This window comes from Proteiniclasticum sediminis, assembly GCF_018128025.1.
GTDB lineage: Bacteria > Bacillota > Clostridia > Clostridiales > Clostridiaceae > Proteiniclasticum > Proteiniclasticum sediminis.
In genome coordinates this window covers 13,242-29,596 of record NZ_JAGSCS010000010.1, presented here as the reverse complement: position 1 = coordinate 29,596, position 16,355 = coordinate 13,242, and the positions used below count along the sequence as shown (strand labels likewise).

Sequence of the window (16,355 nt, the reverse complement as noted above, 5' to 3'; positions counted from 1 at the left end):
GGCTTGAATAAACCAACATACCCTAACAACATACCTTTATTCAACCGTCTCAAATCATGGGAAACCATGGAAAAAACAAGGAGGAAATACTAAATGAAAAAGATCGTTTCCATTTTGGCATCCCTTGCCATCGTAGCCTCTTTCGCCGCTTGCGGAAGCAAGACCCCGGCTCCTGCAGAGACTCCCAGCGAGACTCCCGCAGAGACCCCAGTAGAAACTGAAAAACCGGCCCAGGGTGTCTACGACGACAAGATCGTTGTCGGAAACTCTGCCGCCACTTCCGGAAACTATGCTCCGGTAGGTGTTCCCTTCAACGCAGGTATCGAAGCTTACTTCAAGATGATTAATGAAGCTGGCGGTGTCAACGGAAGAAAGATCGAGTTTGTTCATCAGGATGACGAGTTTGACCCCGTTAAGGGCAAGGCCATGCTGAACACCCTCGTGGAAGACGAGAAGATTTTTGCCCTGGTCGGACACTTCGGAACACCGGTTGTCGGTGCCACCATTGAAGATGTCAAGGACTACGGAATCCCCGCAGTTTATTTCGCCACCGGTATCGGACAGCTTTACAACGACAAGGCTACAGGCCGCGACCGAGGAATTTTCCCCGTACAGCCCATCTACAAGACCGAAGGTCAGATCATGGTAGCCCGTGCAGTGGGTGACTTCAAGGCCAAGAAGATTGGTGTCATCTACACCAACGACGACGCCGGCAAGGACCTCTTCTCCGGAGCCCAGGCCAAGGCCAAGGAACTGAACGTGGAACTGGTTGCTGAGCAGGTCACCGCAGGCGCAACAGACGTTTCCTCTGCAGTCACCACCATCAAGAATGCCAACGTTGACTTCATCATCGGCGCTGCCATTCAGGCCACCATCCCCACCATCGTCAAGGAACTGGCTGCACAGAACGTCAACAAGGACGTCATCACGACCTATGTTAATGTATCCCCCGTTATTTCCCAGGCTGTCATCAACGAGATCAACGGCAAGTTCGACGTGTACGGACTGGGCTGGGTTGACCTGGCCACCAGCGCTGACGCTCTGGCTGAGTTTGCCAAGTGGGCTCCTGACTATGCCACCAACGTTTATGCCATGACCGGATGGATCGCTGGACACTTCTTCACCGAAGGGCTGAAGAGAGTGGAAGGAACCGTTACCTGGGAGAAGTACATGGACGCTCTGGAATCCGCACCCATCAAGAACCCCTTCGGCGGCGTGATTGATTACAAGGATGGAAAGAGAGCCGGTACCCAGGAAATGAACCTGTCCAAGGTTGGCCTGGTTAACAATGCAGCAGGCTGGGTGCCTGTGGACGGACTGAAGTCCATGGATGTTCTCCTGGGCAAATAGTCTAAATTCGGATACGATTGCAATAGAAGAATAATTCGATCCCTGAAACGGAGGAGGCCGCCCCTGGGCGCCTCTTCCGGGGAAGGGATGGTAAAGGAATATGTTGGTTACTAAAGGACACTTAGGCAGGCTGACACCTGCCTTTATTTCATCAATGCGCACATAGGAGGATTCAGCATGTCATACAAAGATAAAGTTATCACTCTGGAACAGGCGCTGGCCATGGTCAAAACCGACGACGTCATCGTCACCGGACTGGGTGCCGCTGAGGCGAAACTGTTCATGGACAATATTCATACCATCGCAGACCGGGTGAGAAATGTGACCATCACCAATTGTCTCTCCATGGCCAACGGTGAATTTTTGAAAGAGGAGTACAAACACAGCTTCAACATTGACGGCTGGTTCTTTTCCCCGCCTCTTCGAAAAGCTTTTAAGAATGGCAATATCTCTTTCATTCCCAATCACCTTCATCTGGCCGGCTGGAAACGCCTGGATCATGTGAAGCCCAATATTTATGTGGGTTCTGCCTCCATGCCCGATGAGCATGGATTTATTTCCCTGTCCTGCTCCAATACCTATGAATCCCAGATGATCAATGAAGCAGCTGTTGTTATTCTTGAGATCAACCCCAACTATCCCCGAACCTTTGGCGATGTGGAGATCCACTACCGTGATGTGGATTACCTCATGGAAACGGATTATGCCGTTCCCTCCATCCCCGATGTGCCCTCCAATGGCAAGGATGCCAAAATCGGCGAGTACATCGCGGAGCACATCCATGACGGGGATACCCTGCAGCTAGGCATCGGCGGAATTCCCAATGCCGTGGCCGCAGCCCTGAAGGACAAAAAAGACCTGGGGATTCACACGGAAATGATGACCTCCGGCATGGTGGACCTCATTGAAGCCGGCGTTATCACCGGGAAGAAAAAGACCCTGCACAAGGGCAAGCATGTGGCGACCTTCGCCTTGGGCAACCAGAAGCTCTATGACTTCATCAACAATAATCCCTCCGTCATGATCCTCAATGGTAAATACGTCAATGACCCCGCCATCATCGGCCTCAATGACAACATGGTGTCCATCAACACCGCCCTGGAAGTGGATCTCACGGGACAGGTCTGCAGCGAGTCCATCGGCCATATCCAGTTCTCCGGCACCGGCGGCCAGGCGGATACCGCCATCGGCGCCCAGAATGCCAAGAACGGCCGAAGCTTCATCGCCCTCTATTCCACCGCCATGGTGAGAAATCCGGAGACCGGCGAAAAAGAGGAAGTATCCAAGATTGTGCCGTTCCTGAAGCCCGGCGCCATCGTTTCCCTCTCCCGCAATGATGTGGATATGGTGGTGACGGAGTACGGCATTGCCCATCTGCGCGGTACCAATGTCCGGGAACGCATTCTTCGGCTCATTGCCATTGCCCATCCGGATTTCCGCGAGCAGCTGACCAAGGAAGCCCATGAACTGGGTCTTCTCTACGACAAGTAGGAGGACACCATGGCATACTTTCACTATCAGGACAAAAAAGTGTACTATGAGATCCATGGCGAGGGAAAGCCTTTGATTCTCCTCAATGGAATCATGATGTCCACCAAGAGCTGGGGGATATTCCTGGAGGCCTTCAGTGCCTCCAATCAGCTGATCCTTCTGGATTTCCTCGATCAGGGCCAGTCGGACAAAATGACGGAAGACTTTACCCAGGACCTCCAGGTGGAGGTTCTCCGGACCCTTCTGGCAGAGCTAAACCTGGAGAAGGTGAGCCTCATGGGCATCTCCTACGGCGGCGAGGTGGCGCTGAATTTCGTCACCAAGTATGCGGACAAGGTGGATCGCCTGGTCCTCTTCAACACCTCCCACCGCACCTCACCCTGGCTGAAGGATATCGGCGATGCCTGGAATCTCAGCAGCGGCAACGCCATGGACTACTACCTCACCACCATTCCGGTGATCTATTCCCCCGAGTTCTATAATCGAAACCGGGGCTGGATGGATGCCCGGAAGAAGCTCCTTACGGACACCGTGTTCAGCAACAAGGCCTTCATGGACTCCATGGTCCGTCTGACTCGCAGCGCCGAAACCCACGACGTCACTGAAGGGCTAAAAGGGGTCACCACCCGAACCCTCATCGTCAGCAGCGAGCAGGACTACATCACCCCCAAGGAGGAGCAGATGGCTCTCCACAAGCTGCTCAAGAACTCCGACCATGTGATCCTGCCGGGGGCAGGCCACGGTTCCATGTATGAAAAACCAGCGCTTTTCACGGCTCTCACCCTGGGTTTTGTCAATGCGAAAACCCTGGACATGACAGTGCTGTAAGCGATTTAAATTCCTGTGTTTCATCTTAGGCCGTTATGTGATAAAATCGATTTGTTAAAAATACGTAGACTGGCGGGATTCCCTGATCATCAAGGGGAACCGGCACTAAGGAGATCCATTGGAACAGTTTGTGAATCAACCCAAAACCAAAAGAGGACAAAAAACGCTGGAGAATATCGTCCGGGCTGCGGAGGAGCTGTTCTTCGAAAAAGGGTATCACGCCACGTCGATCATCGACATCACCAATGAGGCGGATATTGCCCTGGGCACCTTCTATATTTATTTCAAGGATAAGTACAGCCTGTACAAGTATCTTCTGATGATCTACAGCCATGACATCCGAAAAGCCATCTCCGTGGACATCAAGAAGAGCCATTCCCGCTATGAGGCGGAAAAAATCGGTCTTCGGGCTTTTCTGCAGTATATTCGGGACAATAAGCACGTCTACAACATCATCTGGGAATCCCTCTACATCGACAAGAATCTTTTTGTCGAGTACTATGAGAATTTCGCCCAGCGCTACATCAAGGGATTGGTGGATGCCCAGGGCAAAGGTGAAGTGGTGGATGTGGATCCTATGATCCTCAGCTATTTCCTCATGGGTGTCTCGAACTTCATTGGACTCAAGTATGTCATGTTTGATGAGGAGAACGAAGACTTTGACCAGGTGGTGGACAAGGTCATGGAGATTCTCGAAGCGGGCATGTTCCTCAAAAAATAAATCCAGGCTAAAAAAAGCGGCGGTTTCATCGTTGAAACCGTCGCTTTTAGCATGTCAAAAATTATCGAAGGAATGGCTGGTGAAGGCAAAGCCTGCACAGCTTCCGGTAAGCTGCGTCGAGCACAGATTAAACCCCAGTGCCCTTCAGAAGAAAGAGCACGAGGAGGTGCACTGGGTAGGCCGCATAGAAGGCGTACTGGAGAACTTTGTTTCGGGGACCGGGGGTGCCGTCATGGAGGGAGATGAACACCGCGGCCAGGACGGAGTAGTTCTGGAGCCCTCCCGAGAGAAGGAAGTTCAGCACGGCCAAAAGAAAGGTCATGAGCAGGAGCTTTTCCATCCCTTGGGTGTTCTTCAGCATATGGAAAGAAATGATGTAGAGGATACCTAAAGTGCCGTAGTCTGTGTGCAGATACTCCGAGGCCATGATGGCCAGGATCACCCCAATGAAGGCCACGGCCATGTTCTTGGGGTTCTGGGTGTCAATGAACCAGATGGCCAAAAGCCCCAGAAAGAGAGTGAAGAAAATGTTCTGGTGGGTGAGCTCGAGTTTACCAAAGAAGGCATAGTCAAAGGGGATTTCCGAAATCAGGGCAAAGGCCAGAAGCCGGAGACCGTAGCTTTTCAGATTCTTCGTGTGGGCATAGCCCTCGGCCAGAAGATAGGCATAAATGGGGAAGGCCAAACGGCCGATGATCCGAAGGACGGGATACTGGGGATAAAAAATAGCGCCCACATGGTCAATGATCATGGTGATGAGAGCCAGTAATTTTAATGCAAATGAATTCATGAGATCAACTCCTCACCCAATTATAGGGCATGGAGCCCGGGGGATAAAAGAGGGGAAGAGAAAAAATCCGCGCCCCGGGCGGGACGCGGAAGGATCGTTTTTTAGGCTTTGGGGAACCAGGGAATGAAGATGGGGGTGCGCTTGGCGTACTCCTGAAAATCTTCCCGGTTCTTGTACTTTCGCTCCAGGAGGGGAACGCCGGATACGTAGCGCAGGAGATAGTTCATGAAGACCGGGCTGATGAGGCTGGGCAGATCCGAAAGACCCGTGAAGGAGATGAGGAAGATTCCCCACCACATGAGGGCTTCGCCAAAGTAGTTGGGATGGCGGGTGTAGGCCCAGAGGCCCGTGGACATGATCTTTCCTTTATTTTCCGGCTTGGCCTTGAAGGCCTTCAGCTGGGCATCTCCCACGCTTTCAAACAGGAATCCCATGACCCAAATGGCGATGCCGGCATAGCTGAGGATTCCCAGGGACTGGATGGAGGAAGTGTTGGTCGCCATGATGGGCAGGGCGACAATGTAGGCGAAGACGCCCTGGAGGACGAAGACATTGAGATAGGCCTTGAGCCGGGGAAGCTTCGTGCCCCAACGCCTGCGCATGTCCACGTAGCGGAAATCCTCGGGTTTGTTCCAGTTCCGGACGGAGATGTAGAAGAACAGGCGAAGGGACCAGAGGGTCACCAGGAGCGTGAGAACCGTCGACCGGGGACCGGGATCCTTCATCACGGTGAAGGTATATAAGGCCACCAGGAGAAAGGCGGGACCCCAGAAACTGTCCACGATGGAATTGTTTCGAAGGACCTGGGCCACGAGGAAAATCAGGGTAAAGAAAAGCCAGAGCAGCAGAGCGCTGCCGAGATACGGATTCATCTTATGCCTCCTTCTCACACATGTAGGAGACGGCGACACAGCCGACGCCGGCGCTCATGCCCACAATGGTGGAGATATTCATGATGTAGTCGGGTTCTTTCTTCAGGATCTGGACACAGGCCTTGCGGTATTCCTCTGCCCGTTTTGGGTCATTGGCATGGACAATGGCATACCGGGTGATGCCCTCTTTTTCCTGGGCGGTCTGTACGATCTTCAGGATCTTCTCCCGGGCAGCGCCTTCACTGAAGGCCTTCTCCTCAATTTTTCCCTTTCCGGCTTCGTCGATGGAGATGACGGGCTTCAGGTTCATCCACTTGCCCAGAAGGCCCGTGGCTTTGTTTAAACGTCCCGAGCGGACCATGAACTTCAGGGTGTTCACACTGACCAGGATCTTCGTTCGGGTGCGGAGCTCCTCGATTTCCGTGACGATGTCCTCCAGGGACCATCCTTCCGCAATTCGCTCCGCAGCCTTCCAGACCAGGAGGCCTTCCGCCCCGGAGTTTTGCTTGGAATCCACCACGATGATGCGCTTGCCCTGTTCGGCAAACTTCTCCGCGGCTTTCACAAAGGCGCTGTGGGTCCCACTTTGGGCACTGGCCACGGTGATGACGAGTATTTCATCATAATGACGGGTCAGGGTTGAAAAATAAGCCTCCAGCTGCTTGGGATTGGGCTGGGCAGACTTGGGATACTCCGGTGCCTGTTCCAGCAGGGGATAAAAGATCTCCGGTGTCATGGTCACCTTATCCAGATAGGAGGTATTCTCGAAAACCAGATTAAGGGGGATCATGTGGATCTGATGGCGGTCCAGGATTTCCTGGGGCACATCGGCGATGGAATCCGTCACCAGGGCAATGGAGGACTTCTTCTGATAGGCATCCTCATACTGGCGAAGCATGTCATCGGCTTTCTGCTCGATGATTTCCCCCTGGCTCCGGAGCAGCTGAAAGAGCTTTTCCGGGTTGCTGGTATGGAGGTGGATCTTCACCTTGGCGGGATGACCGGCGATGATGAGAGAATCGCCCAAGGGGGAGAGCATCGAACGGAGGCCCTCCAGGTTGAGGTTTACACCACTTAATAGGGCTTCTGTGCAGTACCGGTGGGTCACCACATCATGGTCGTGACCGGGAAGCTCCGCAAAGGCCAGGATTTCCTCCTCCTGTCCGTTTTCAGCGGCAAAATGCCCCGTACGGAGAAAGTCCGCAAAACCCTGGAGGAAGTACACGAAACCCTTGGCTCCGGAATCCACCACATGGGATTCCTCCAGGACCTTCAGCTTTCCGGTGGTGGCCTTTAGGGAGATCTGGGCATCCACCAGGGAGCGGCGAAAGAGCTCGTGGAAGTCTTCGCAGGTATCCTTGTAGCGGTCTACTGCATCAGCCCATTCCCGAATGACGGTGATGATGGTGCCCTCCACGGGATTGCTGATGGCCTCATAGGCATGGGGAACCGCATTCTTCACCATATTGGCAAAGCTCTGCAGGGTGATGTTGCCGTCATCGCGAAGGCTCATGAAGATGCCGTTGAAATACTGGGCGATGATGATGCCCGAGTTTCCCCGGGCGCCCGTGAGGGCGGCATCGGCAATGGAATTCAGGGTATCCCGGACAGTCTTCAGGATCTTGGCTTCCCGCACAATGGCGTTCATGGTGGAAGCCAGATTGCTCCCGGTGTCCCCGTCGGCCACGGGAAAGACATTGATCTCATTTAAGAGACGCTTGTTCCGGATGACTTCCTGGGCTCCGGAGAGAAAGGAATAATAAATTTTTTCATTGTCCAGATACTGAATGCTCATGTTAACACGCTCCATTTTAGGGATGATTCTTAAAGAACGGCTCTTGCCAATAGGAAAGTGAGCCCGGATGTTGCCGCATTGAGAAAGGTACCCCATAGGAGATCAATGACGGTGATGGTGAGGGGCCAGTCCTTGAGGGTGGCCAGGTTGGTGAGGTCATAGGTGCCATAGGCAATGAGACCGAAGAACCCGCCCGCCAGGATGGCATAGCGCAGACTCTCCTTCTCCAGGGCGGGATTCACCACGAAGAACACGAGGCCGGCGATGAAGAGGACATAGAAGAGAAGGGCCGCGGTCCAGTTCACATTGGGGGTCATGAGATGGCCCAGGTATTTACGATAGAGGTTCTTGGAAATTACCCCCAGCCAGACCAGGTCCACCAGGAAAAAGACGAGAAAGGTCATGCCGAAAAGTTTCAGGCTTTGCATGGGTCATCCTCCTTCAAAACTGCCTTGCGGCAGGGATGTACTTTAATTATAGCGGATATTTCATGAGGGAATGGGGTATAGTTTTGAATATTACAATAATTTAATTTTTATGGGGTTTGTTCCCGCCAGATCACCGGCGAGGTGCCAAAGAAGATCCCCCGGTTCAAGGCATAATCTTCGAGGATTCGGAGCTCCTCCAGGAGGGTTTCCCCACCGATGCCTTCTGCGGAGGAGTGAATCCCCGGAAGGGACTCCTGGGTTTTCTTCCGCTGGTGGGCGTAGTTCTTCCAGAGGCTTCCCCGAATGCGCTCGGCACTGGAAGGTCCATGAAGCAGCTGGAGAATTTTTTGTCGGTACCCTTCCAGATCTTCTTGGGTGAGCGTTGTCCGCTGACTGGAGAGGGCAGTGCCCCAGGTCCGGGCCAAGGGGTTATCCAGCTCCTGGCAGAGAAATTTCAGGATATACCAGGCTTCCTGGAGGGCCCTTCGAGAGGGCAGCGGAAGGCTTTTAAACCACACATGGGCGAGGAGCCTTCGCTGGGTGTCCCAAGCCAAGAGGGGATCCGCCAGATCCCCAGGATGCAGGGGGAAGCTTTTTCCGGGTTCCGGGGAAAAGTCCTCCAGACAAAAGACGGCGTCGGCTTGGGAAAGCTCGGTGAGGCTATAGGGGAAGGAGAGACAGGAGAGGAGGGGATCCTCCTCGGTGAGGGGAGGGGCGATGAAGAGCTTCAAGGGCTCGGTGAGCCGGATGTTTTCCTTTTTCATGACTCTTCCTTTTGGGCAGCGAGGAGTTTCTCCACTTTTTTCGTGTATTCGCCGATGCGGAATTTTCGTTCCAGGCCCTTGTCATTCATGTACCGCACCGTGCCGTAGACGGGGCGTTCCATCCAGGGTCGGTCATGCTTGCCGAAACACCAGGCGACGCCGGCGTAGCTGTTGGGATCATTGCCGTCCAGGCTGTACCGGTTATTGAGAAGAAGTGCCCAGGCATAGGCTTCCTCCGGATTTTTCGTCCATTCCAGGATTTTCTTGCCCCAGTACATCCGAAGATAGCCGGGCATGATGCCCGTATGGCGTAGCTGAAGCTGCGCCGCATTCCAGTAGGGATCATGGGTTTGTCCCCTCTCCAGCTCCTCCAGGGGATAGAGGTAGGGGCGGGGATCATCCCGATGCTTCTCCAGGGTGGTCCGGGCGAAGGAGGAGATGGCGGTGTAGGAATCATAGTGGGGGTTGTAGGTGACAAAGTTCACCGCCAGCTCCCGGCGGACAATGAGCTCATCGAGGAACACCCGGGTGTCCTCTGATGGGATCTTTCGAACCCGAAGGTAGATCTCCAAAGGAGAAATCTGGCCATACCGAAGATAGGGGGAAAGGCCTGAGGAAAAATCCCCCGTGGGATCGTTGCGCTTTTCCCCGTAACCCGCAAGCTTTTCCTCCAGGAACTGGGTCAGCCTTTCCTGGGCGGCGTTTTCGCCCCCGGCATAAGGGATGAGGCCCCGGGGCGGAAGAGCTGCCAGAAGGCGCTGGGCTTCCACCGGAGGGGTGGGCCAGGAAAAGTCATCCCAGGGGAAGTCTTGGTTTCCAGGAAGGCGGGGCTCCAAAGGAAGGGAGAACTCCGGGAGGAGCCTCTCGATCTTTCGGCGAAGGGTGGCGGCGCTGTACTCCTCTTTGGAAGAAGCAGCCTCCACGGGCACCACCACATGGGTTTCCACCACATGGAGGGCTGCGGGAAGGGAAGCCTTAATCGCCTCCAGAAGGAGGCGGTCCTCTTTCAGGTAGCCTTTATCCGTGATGAGAAGGGCGGCGTCCTGGCTTAAAGCCAGGGTGATGTCCTGGGGGGAACCGGGAAGCAGGGCGAAGGGGATTTCCCGCTTTATCAGGTTTTCCGCCACATCCTGGTACCCTTCCAGAAGGAAGCGCCGATGACGGGGTTCTCCGTCTTTTGGCTCCTCCAGCACGGCATAGACGAGGAGGGGAAGGTTCAGGCCATGGGCCTGGTCCAAGGCATACTCCAGGGCATGGTTCCAGCGGGTGCGCTGATCGCTCTTCATCCAGTAGAGGACATAACGGCCTTTTGTCGAAGAGGTTTCCTTCAGGATGCGGATCCGCTGCCGGGGAATCATGAGGTCATCCTCTGAAAAGGAATGTTCAGGGCGATGCGGCCGTCCTTGATTTCCACGATGCGGTCAGCCCGCTCGGCGATGCGCCGGTCATGGGTAATGATGATGAAGGTGGTGCCGAGCTTCTTGTTGATGTCCCGCATGAGATCATAGACGCTTTCTGTGGTGTCGGAGTCCAGGTTTCCCGTGGGCTCGTCGGCCAGGATGATCTTGGGCTGGTTCATGAGGGCCCGGGCGATGGCGGTTCGCTGCTGCTGGCCTCCGGACATGGCATTGGCCATGTTGTTCTTCACCGCCTGGAGACCCACCAGGTCCATGAGCTCATGGGCCCGTTTCAGAATCTCCGGGGTGATTTTCTCCCCCTGGATTTGGTAGGGAATGAGGACATTTTCCAGGGCGGTGAACTCCGGCAGGAGATAGTGGAACTGGAAGATGAAGCCCATGGTACGGTTTCGTAGATCCGCCAGCTCATCCTTCTTCATCTGGTCCGTGCGCTTGCCGTTGATGTAGACTTCGCCGGAGGTGGGCTTATCCAGGGTGCCCACAATATTCAGCAGGGTGCTTTTTCCGCTGCCGGACTGGCCGATGATGGAGGTAAAGCTTCCCTCTTCAATATTCAGGTTCACATCGTGGAGGACTTGGGTCTTCACGGTGGTGCCGTAGATTTTATTGATGTTTTTCAGTTCAATGACATTCTTAAGCATTTCGGATCACCTCGATGGGATTCAGTCGAGAAGAGTTGCGGGCGGGGATGAGGGCGGCGATGGTGGCTGCCACCACGGCGACACCGGCGGAAAGGAGAATGAAGTTCCGGTCAAGGTAGAGGGGAACCACGGGTGTTCCGTCGGGGTTCAGGGCAAAGGTGGCGAAGGACCAGGCGAGGCCCAGACCCAGGAGGATCCCGAGAACCGCACCGACGATGCCCAGAAGCAGTCCTTCAAAGAGGAAAATGAGGCTGGAGGTCTTGTCCCGGATGCCCATGGCTTTCAGGATGCCGATCTGCTTGGACTTCTGTACCACGGTGATGGCCAGGATGCTGGCGATGCCCAGGAGAACGGAAATCATGACGAAGACCTGGATCATGATGCTGGAGACGCTCTGGCCGCTGAGGCCGCTGAGCAGCTGGGCATTCTGATCCTTCCAGTTGTCCACGGTGAATTCGGTCCCCACGGTCTGCTGAATGGTTGACGCTAATGTATCGGCGGCAAAGACATCCTTCACCTGGAGCTCGATGCCGGTGACCTGGTCCCCATAGTCAAAGAGCCCTTGGGCCGTGGGAAGGGTGGTGATGGCCCAGGATTTATTGATGCTGGCCACGCCAAGATCAAAGATTCCCGTGACCGTTAAGGTTTTTGTTTCCATGACGTTGGCTTGAACTTCCAGTTCGTCACCGACGCTGATGCCGGATTCCACACTGAGATCCTTGCCGATGAGCACTTCATTGTCGGCGGTGGGGGCAGAGCCCTCCACGATCTTGTCCAGAATACCGTAGATCTTGTCCGAGGAGGCGAGATCCAGTCCCCGAACGAGGACGCTGTAGGTGTCCTCTCCTTCATGGATCAGGGCGGGCCCGTCGGCAGCGGCGGCGATGGCGGTGATTTCCGGCCGGTCCTTCGTGATGGAGGCCATGAGCTCATCACTCTTTTCTATGCGGGTATCCTTCTCTGCGGCGGCGAGGGTGATCTGGGGCTGGTTGCCGATGGTTCTGTCCACCAGGCTCTTCTGAAGACCCTGAATGAGGGTGCCGATGAAGATCTGGACGCTGACCCCGATGGCGATGCCCAAGGCGATGAGAAGGGTTTGTCCTTTACTGGATTTTAGGAATCGCAGGGCGATTTTAAAGGATAGTTTCATGATGTTGTCCTCCTGCCAGGTTGGCGAGATCGCCGAATGAGTAGACATAGGCATCGGCCTTCAGCAGTTCCTTTTCATCACCCAGAATGGTCAGGGCGTAACCGCCCACCAGGATCCGGACCTTCGGAAGAAACTGACGGACGAGGGCGATGGTGTTGCGGGCCGAGACCAGATGATAGGGGTTGGTAATGCTCAGCGCCACATCATCAAACTTCTCGGTCTGAAGCCCGGCCACGAAGACTTCTTTCGGCGTGTTGCTGCCCACGAAGGTGGCATCATAGCCCAAGAGGGTAAAATAGTCGGTGATCATGCGGGCACCCAGTTCGTGGTACTCCTCTGAAGGACAGATCACAGCGACCTTTCGGCCCAAGGGAGCGACGTTATTCCGATCCCGTTCTTTCAATACATAAGGATAGCAGTTTTCAATGATAGCCCGGATGATGGAGCTTCGTACATGCTCCTTCCAGATGTCCAGCTTCTCGTTGCCCGAGGAGGTCATGCCGTTGAGGGCCGGGGCCAGGAGTTCACTGTAGAGCTGGGGGATGGAAAGGTTCTCCCGATCCAGGAGATTCAGGATGTACGACAGGGCCTCCCGGCGGTTTTCTGTTATTAAAATCGCTTCAAATTCATGGAAATTCGGATTCATATTCTCACCTCTAATGAAGAATCGTTCTTTGTTAGCTCGATAATATACCACGCTTTGAAATATTGCAAACAATTTGTTGACTGATGTGTGGTATTATCACATAATGTGATTAAATAATGAACCTGAATACGAAAGGTGCTGACCATGATGAATTTTTCTTTTCCCCAACGGATGAAAGAACTTCGGATCAAACATCAGCTGACCCAGAAGGAAGCCGCCAAAGCCCTGGGGATCGGCCAAACCACCATTGCCAATTACGAGAACGGCACCCGAGTGCCGGATCTGGAAAAGACCGCGGAGATCGCCGAACTTTTTGGGGTTTCCGTGGATTATCTCATTGGCCGGGAGGGCTACAGCGCAGCGGCGGAAAAAAAAGACTCCCCTGCCCAGGAGACAGCGGAGTATGCCTTTGAAGACTATATGAAGGCCCTGGTGGATGGGGACAAAAAGACCGTGCGAAAAATCATCCTCAGTTTTCTTCGCCAGGGGATCCCTTCCGCCACCATCTATAAGGATTATATTGAACGTTCCCTGGTGGTCACGGGGGAACTTTGGGAAAAGGGTGAACTACCCATTTGGAAGGAGCACTTTATTTCGGAGATCTCCATGGAGAACATGTCCCTCATCAAGCGCCGAAAATTCAAGGAAGCGGAAAACTCCCGCCCCATTTTGGCGGTGGTTCCCGGCGCGGAGCAGCATAGCATAGGCATCCGCATGATCAGCGACATGCTGGAGTCCCATGGCTACAATGTGATATTCCTCGGCAGCGGAATCCCGGCAGACAATATCCTCCAGGCCATTGAGGCTAATAAACCCCGGGCGGTGCTCATTTCGGTGACCATGCCCTATCATACGGACTCGGCGAAAATGCTGATCCAGACTATCAAGCAGCGTTTTGGCACCAAGTCCCCCACCCTCATGATTGGGGGCAATGCCCTGCAGTATCTCCAGAATCCGGCGGTGGAGACGGGGGCGGATCTGTACTGTGCGGATCTGGAAGGCGTCATCCGAAACCTCAACCGAATCTGAAATGACTCAATGAATAAGGAAGCCCAAGAGGGCGGGGAACTTCACCCCTGCCCTCTTGGGCTTTCATGCCATGGGCTGGATATTCTTTTCGGTTACTGGAGATAACGAAGGATTCCGGCCTGGGCGAAGAGCGACACGATGACCACGGAGGTGTCGATGATGACGCCGGCGACCATGGGTTTCATCCCCACGCTCTTCACCTCCTGGAGACTGGTGTTCATGCCGATGGCGGCCAGGGACATGGACAGGAGAAATTTCGACAGGAAGGAGATCCGTTCCACCCAAAGGGCAGGAACTATTCCCGTGGTACGGATGCCCACCACGGCCAGGAAGCCCAGGATGAACCAGGGGAAGATTTCCTGGATGCGGATCTTTTTGGTTTCCGTGGAGGTGGGTTCCTTGCGGGCGATGATCCAGGAGAAGATCAGCACCACGGGAACGATGAAGAGGGTTCGGGTGAGCTTCACGATGGTGGCCAGAAGTCCTGCAGCATCGGAGAAGGCATAGCCGGCGGCCACCACGGAGGAGGTGTCGTTCACCGCTGTACCCACCCAGAGGCCGTAACCCGTGTCGCTAAGCCCCATGAGCTGGCCGATCCAGGGAAAGGCGATGACGGTGATGAGATCAAAGAGGAAGGTGGCGGAGATGGCATAGGCGATATCCCGGTTTTTGGCCCGGATGGTGGGACCCAGGGTAGCCACGGCGGTGCCTCCGCAGATGGCGGTGCTGACGGAAAGAAGGCTGGCCAGCTTCCAGTTGATCTTGAAGATCTTCTTGCAGAGATAGCCCACGCCAAAGGCTGTCGTCAGGGTGAAGAACATGAGGATCAGGGAGTAGCGTCCCGCCTGGAGCACCTGGGAAAAGCTGAGGGTGATCCCCGCCAGGATGATTCCTGCGCGAAGAATGATCTTGGAGGTCCAGCGGGTTCCGGAGTCAAAGGATTCCTGACGGGAAACCCAGGGGTTAAAGGCCATGCCCAGGAGGAGGGCGAATAGGGTTTCGCCCAGAATTTTTCCGGGAATGAGGGGGGAGAGAAGATAGGCCAGAAGGGTGATGCCGGCGGACAGGAGTATGCCAGGCAGATTCTTGTTCATGATGTTCATTCAAATTATTCCTTTCTGATGTTCATTGATGTCCTGTACTTGAGTTTACCAGAAGAATAGAATAAGATTAAATTATGCTTTATTATGAAAACATAAATTGAAATTATGAAAGGGAAACGGCTATGCTTGATTTTCGTCATCACACCTTCCTGACCCTTTGCGCCTCCCAGAGCTTCACCAAAACCGCGGAGCTCCTCAATATGACTCAACCCGCCGTCTCCCAGCACATCCGGTACCTGGAGGAGGTTTATGGGTGCCTCCTGGTGGATACCGCCAACCGGAAAATCCGCATCACGGAGGAGGGAGAACGGCTGAAAGCCTATGCCACCACCGTGTTTTCGGACTATCGGCATTTCCGGGATCAACTGGGCTCCGGGGATGCTGGGAATTGGAACTTTCGGTTTGGGGCCACCATGTCCATTGGGGAGTATGTGATGCCTCCGATCTTGGCTCGCCTTTTACTGCAGCATCCGGAGGCGAAAATCCAGATGACCGTGGCCAACACCCACGATCTTCTGGAGAAGCTAAGTCAGGGGGAACTGGATTTTCTCCTGGTGGAGGGGCTTTTTGACAAGTCTGCCTATGACTCTCTCCTTTTTCGCCGGGAACCGTTCCTTCCCGTCTGTGCGGGGAGTTCCCTTTGGGCCAATGAGCAGGTGGATTTTCCCCAAATCACCGGAAGTCGGCTGATTTTGCGGGAGCCGGGTTCCGGATCCCGAGAAATTCTGGAGAACCTGCTGCAGAAAAACAACTTTTCCCTCCAGGCCTTTGATAAAATTGTGGAAATCGGCAGCATTGGAGCCATGAAGCAGCTGGTAGCCCAAGGCGCTGGGGTAACCTTCCTCTTTGCCGTGACGGCCAAAGAAGAAATCGAGAACAAAACCCTGGCCCCTATGGCGATTCCCGGCTTTTGCGAAGAACGGGAATTCAACTTCGTGTTTCTCAAAAATACCTATTTTCGGGACTCCCTTCTCTCCGTGGCTCAGGAGTTCATCGCCATGGATGAGGAACGGGAGAGGTTTAAAAAGTGCAGCATAGAGCCTGGTCTCTGAGGACATGGAAAAGGGATCCTTCAAAATAGAAGGATCCCGAAATACTGCAGAGAAATCCGGATATCAAAAAAGCGGTGATTTCTTCGAAATCAACCGCTTTCCATTTGGTCGGAGTGACAAGACTTGAACTTGCGACCTCATGACCCCCAGTCATGCACGCTACCATCTGCGCTACACCCCGATGTCCGAATCTTATTATAGCTGATCCCCGGGGAACATTCAAGAAGAAATTTCAAAAGATCACGGCGAAAAGGCTGAAAAATCAGGAAGTCCTTGA

16 protein-coding genes and 1 tRNA gene are annotated in these 16,355 nt (G+C 54.2%); 6 read left to right on the top strand and 11 right to left on the bottom strand.

The window, feature by feature from the left end; all coding sequences use genetic code 11:
- The first annotated feature begins 93 nt into the window (after window positions 1-93).
- From KCG48_RS08510 to KCG48_RS08495, 4 genes are all read left to right on the top strand, one after another.
- Window positions 94-1,350: an ABC transporter substrate-binding protein gene (locus tag KCG48_RS08510; protein WP_211801293.1), complete on the top strand. Its 1,257-nt coding sequence runs from the start codon at window positions 94-96 to the stop codon at window positions 1,348-1,350.
- Between the two features lie 177 nt (window positions 1,351-1,527).
- Window positions 1,528-2,841, top strand: coding sequence for an acetyl-CoA hydrolase/transferase family protein (locus KCG48_RS08505; RefSeq protein WP_211801291.1), 1,314 nt, complete (start codon window positions 1,528-1,530; stop codon window positions 2,839-2,841).
- Window positions 2,842-2,850: 9 nt separating this feature from the next.
- On the top strand, window positions 2,851-3,669 hold the full coding sequence (locus tag KCG48_RS08500; protein WP_211801290.1) for an alpha/beta fold hydrolase: 819 nt from the start codon (window positions 2,851-2,853) through the stop codon (window positions 3,667-3,669).
- A 118-nt stretch (window positions 3,670-3,787) separates the two neighbouring features.
- Complete coding sequence (locus KCG48_RS08495; protein WP_211801289.1) at window positions 3,788-4,390, top strand: TetR/AcrR family transcriptional regulator; 603 nt, start codon at window positions 3,788-3,790, stop codon at window positions 4,388-4,390.
- Between the two features lie 127 nt (window positions 4,391-4,517).
- On the opposite strand, the gene KCG48_RS08490 is transcribed toward KCG48_RS08495, so the two are convergent.
- The 9 genes from KCG48_RS08490 to KCG48_RS08450 all read right to left on the bottom strand — a co-directional run bounded on the left by KCG48_RS08490 (window position 4,518) and on the right by KCG48_RS08450 (window position 12,894).
- Window positions 4,518-5,180 (bottom strand): TraX family protein, encoded by a 663-nt coding sequence (locus KCG48_RS08490; protein WP_211801288.1) that lies wholly within the window; start codon window positions 5,178-5,180, stop codon window positions 4,518-4,520.
- A gap of 101 nt (window positions 5,181-5,281) precedes the next feature.
- Window positions 5,282-6,052, bottom strand: coding sequence for a DUF1295 domain-containing protein (locus KCG48_RS08485; RefSeq protein ID WP_211801287.1), 771 nt, complete (start codon window positions 6,050-6,052; stop codon window positions 5,282-5,284).
- A 1-nt stretch (window position 6,053) separates the two neighbouring features.
- Window positions 6,054-7,847, bottom strand: coding sequence for a DAK2 domain-containing protein (locus tag KCG48_RS08480; RefSeq protein ID WP_211801286.1), 1,794 nt, complete (start codon window positions 7,845-7,847; stop codon window positions 6,054-6,056).
- A gap of 29 nt (window positions 7,848-7,876) precedes the next feature.
- Window positions 7,877-8,275, bottom strand: a complete 399-nt coding sequence (locus tag KCG48_RS08475) for a DUF2177 family protein (RefSeq protein WP_211801285.1) — start codon at window positions 8,273-8,275, stop codon at window positions 7,877-7,879.
- 107 nt (window positions 8,276-8,382) lie between these two features.
- Window positions 8,383-9,039 (bottom strand): hypothetical protein, encoded by a 657-nt coding sequence (locus tag KCG48_RS08470; RefSeq protein ID WP_211801283.1) that lies wholly within the window; start codon window positions 9,037-9,039, stop codon window positions 8,383-8,385.
- Window positions 9,036-10,397, bottom strand: a complete 1,362-nt coding sequence (locus KCG48_RS08465) for a deoxyribodipyrimidine photo-lyase (protein WP_211801282.1) — start codon at window positions 10,395-10,397, stop codon at window positions 9,036-9,038. The genes KCG48_RS08470 and KCG48_RS08465 overlap by 4 nt, the downstream gene beginning before the upstream one ends.
- Window positions 10,394-11,098 (bottom strand): ABC transporter ATP-binding protein, encoded by a 705-nt coding sequence (locus KCG48_RS08460; RefSeq protein ID WP_211801281.1) that lies wholly within the window; start codon window positions 11,096-11,098, stop codon window positions 10,394-10,396. The genes KCG48_RS08465 and KCG48_RS08460 overlap by 4 nt, the downstream gene beginning before the upstream one ends.
- Window positions 11,091-12,248, bottom strand: coding sequence for an ABC transporter permease (locus KCG48_RS08455; protein WP_211801280.1), 1,158 nt, complete (start codon window positions 12,246-12,248; stop codon window positions 11,091-11,093). Before KCG48_RS08455 ends, KCG48_RS08460 begins: the two co-directional genes overlap by 8 nt.
- Window positions 12,232-12,894 carry a cobalamin B12-binding domain-containing protein gene (locus KCG48_RS08450; RefSeq protein ID WP_211801279.1) on the bottom strand — a complete coding sequence of 221 codons (663 nt, stop codon included), beginning with the start codon at window positions 12,892-12,894 and terminating at the stop codon, window positions 12,232-12,234. The genes KCG48_RS08455 and KCG48_RS08450 overlap by 17 nt, the downstream gene beginning before the upstream one ends.
- Window positions 12,895-13,065: 171 nt before the next feature.
- Here KCG48_RS08450 and KCG48_RS08445 point away from each other — a divergent pair, with 171 nt between their 5' ends.
- Window positions 13,066-13,923, top strand: coding sequence for a helix-turn-helix domain-containing protein (locus tag KCG48_RS08445; protein ID WP_211801278.1), 858 nt, complete (start codon window positions 13,066-13,068; stop codon window positions 13,921-13,923).
- A gap of 92 nt (window positions 13,924-14,015) precedes the next feature.
- Here the strand turns inward: KCG48_RS08445 and KCG48_RS08440 are convergent, their stop codons facing one another.
- Window positions 14,016-15,026 carry a YeiH family protein gene (locus tag KCG48_RS08440; RefSeq protein ID WP_230977064.1) on the bottom strand — a complete coding sequence of 337 codons (1,011 nt, stop codon included), beginning with the start codon at window positions 15,024-15,026 and terminating at the stop codon, window positions 14,016-14,018.
- 122 nt (window positions 15,027-15,148) lie between these two features.
- On the opposite strand from KCG48_RS08440, the gene KCG48_RS08435 reads away from it, so the two are divergent.
- A complete protein-coding gene (locus tag KCG48_RS08435; protein ID WP_211801277.1) occupies window positions 15,149-16,078 on the top strand; it encodes a LysR family transcriptional regulator in 930 nt (309 codons plus the stop codon).
- A gap of 105 nt (window positions 16,079-16,183) precedes the next feature.
- Here the strand turns inward: KCG48_RS08435 and KCG48_RS08430 are convergent.
- Window positions 16,184-16,259, bottom strand: a tRNA-Pro gene (locus KCG48_RS08430).
- Window positions 16,260-16,355: the final 96 nt, after the last annotated feature.

What these genes read in the sequence shown, in the direction of transcription:
- KCG48_RS08460 (WP_211801281.1), bottom strand. Translation starts at nt 11,098, where the DNA reads ATGCTTAAGAATGTCATTGAACTGAAAAACATCAATAAAATCTACGGC.
- KCG48_RS08510 (WP_211801293.1), top strand. Translation starts at nt 94, where the DNA reads ATGAAAAAGATCGTTTCCATTTTGGCATCCCTTGCCATCGTAGCCTCT.
- KCG48_RS08485 (WP_211801287.1), bottom strand. Translation starts at nt 6,052, where the DNA reads ATGAATCCGTATCTCGGCAGCGCTCTGCTGCTCTGGCTTTTCTTTACC.
- KCG48_RS08490 (WP_211801288.1), bottom strand. Translation starts at nt 5,180, where the DNA reads ATGAATTCATTTGCATTAAAATTACTGGCTCTCATCACCATGATCATT.
- KCG48_RS08470 (WP_211801283.1), bottom strand. Translation starts at nt 9,039, where the DNA reads ATGAAAAAGGAAAACATCCGGCTCACCGAGCCCTTGAAGCTCTTCATC.
- KCG48_RS08500 (WP_211801290.1), top strand. Translation starts at nt 2,851, where the DNA reads ATGGCATACTTTCACTATCAGGACAAAAAAGTGTACTATGAGATCCAT.
- KCG48_RS08480 (WP_211801286.1), bottom strand. Translation starts at nt 7,847, where the DNA reads ATGAGCATTCAGTATCTGGACAATGAAAAAATTTATTATTCCTTTCTC.
- KCG48_RS08445 (WP_211801278.1), top strand. Translation starts at nt 13,066, where the DNA reads ATGAAAGAACTTCGGATCAAACATCAGCTGACCCAGAAGGAAGCCGCC.
- KCG48_RS08475 (WP_211801285.1), bottom strand. Translation starts at nt 8,275, where the DNA reads ATGCAAAGCCTGAAACTTTTCGGCATGACCTTTCTCGTCTTTTTCCTG.
- KCG48_RS08450 (WP_211801279.1), bottom strand. Translation starts at nt 12,894, where the DNA reads ATGAATCCGAATTTCCATGAATTTGAAGCGATTTTAATAACAGAAAAC.
- KCG48_RS08505 (WP_211801291.1), top strand. Translation starts at nt 1,528, where the DNA reads ATGTCATACAAAGATAAAGTTATCACTCTGGAACAGGCGCTGGCCATG.
- KCG48_RS08465 (WP_211801282.1), bottom strand. Translation starts at nt 10,397, where the DNA reads ATGATTCCCCGGCAGCGGATCCGCATCCTGAAGGAAACCTCTTCGACA.
- KCG48_RS08440 (WP_230977064.1), bottom strand. Translation starts at nt 15,026, where the DNA reads ATGAACATCATGAACAAGAATCTGCCTGGCATACTCCTGTCCGCCGGC.
- KCG48_RS08455 (WP_211801280.1), bottom strand. Translation starts at nt 12,248, where the DNA reads ATGAAACTATCCTTTAAAATCGCCCTGCGATTCCTAAAATCCAGTAAA.
- KCG48_RS08435 (WP_211801277.1), top strand. Translation starts at nt 15,149, where the DNA reads ATGCTTGATTTTCGTCATCACACCTTCCTGACCCTTTGCGCCTCCCAG.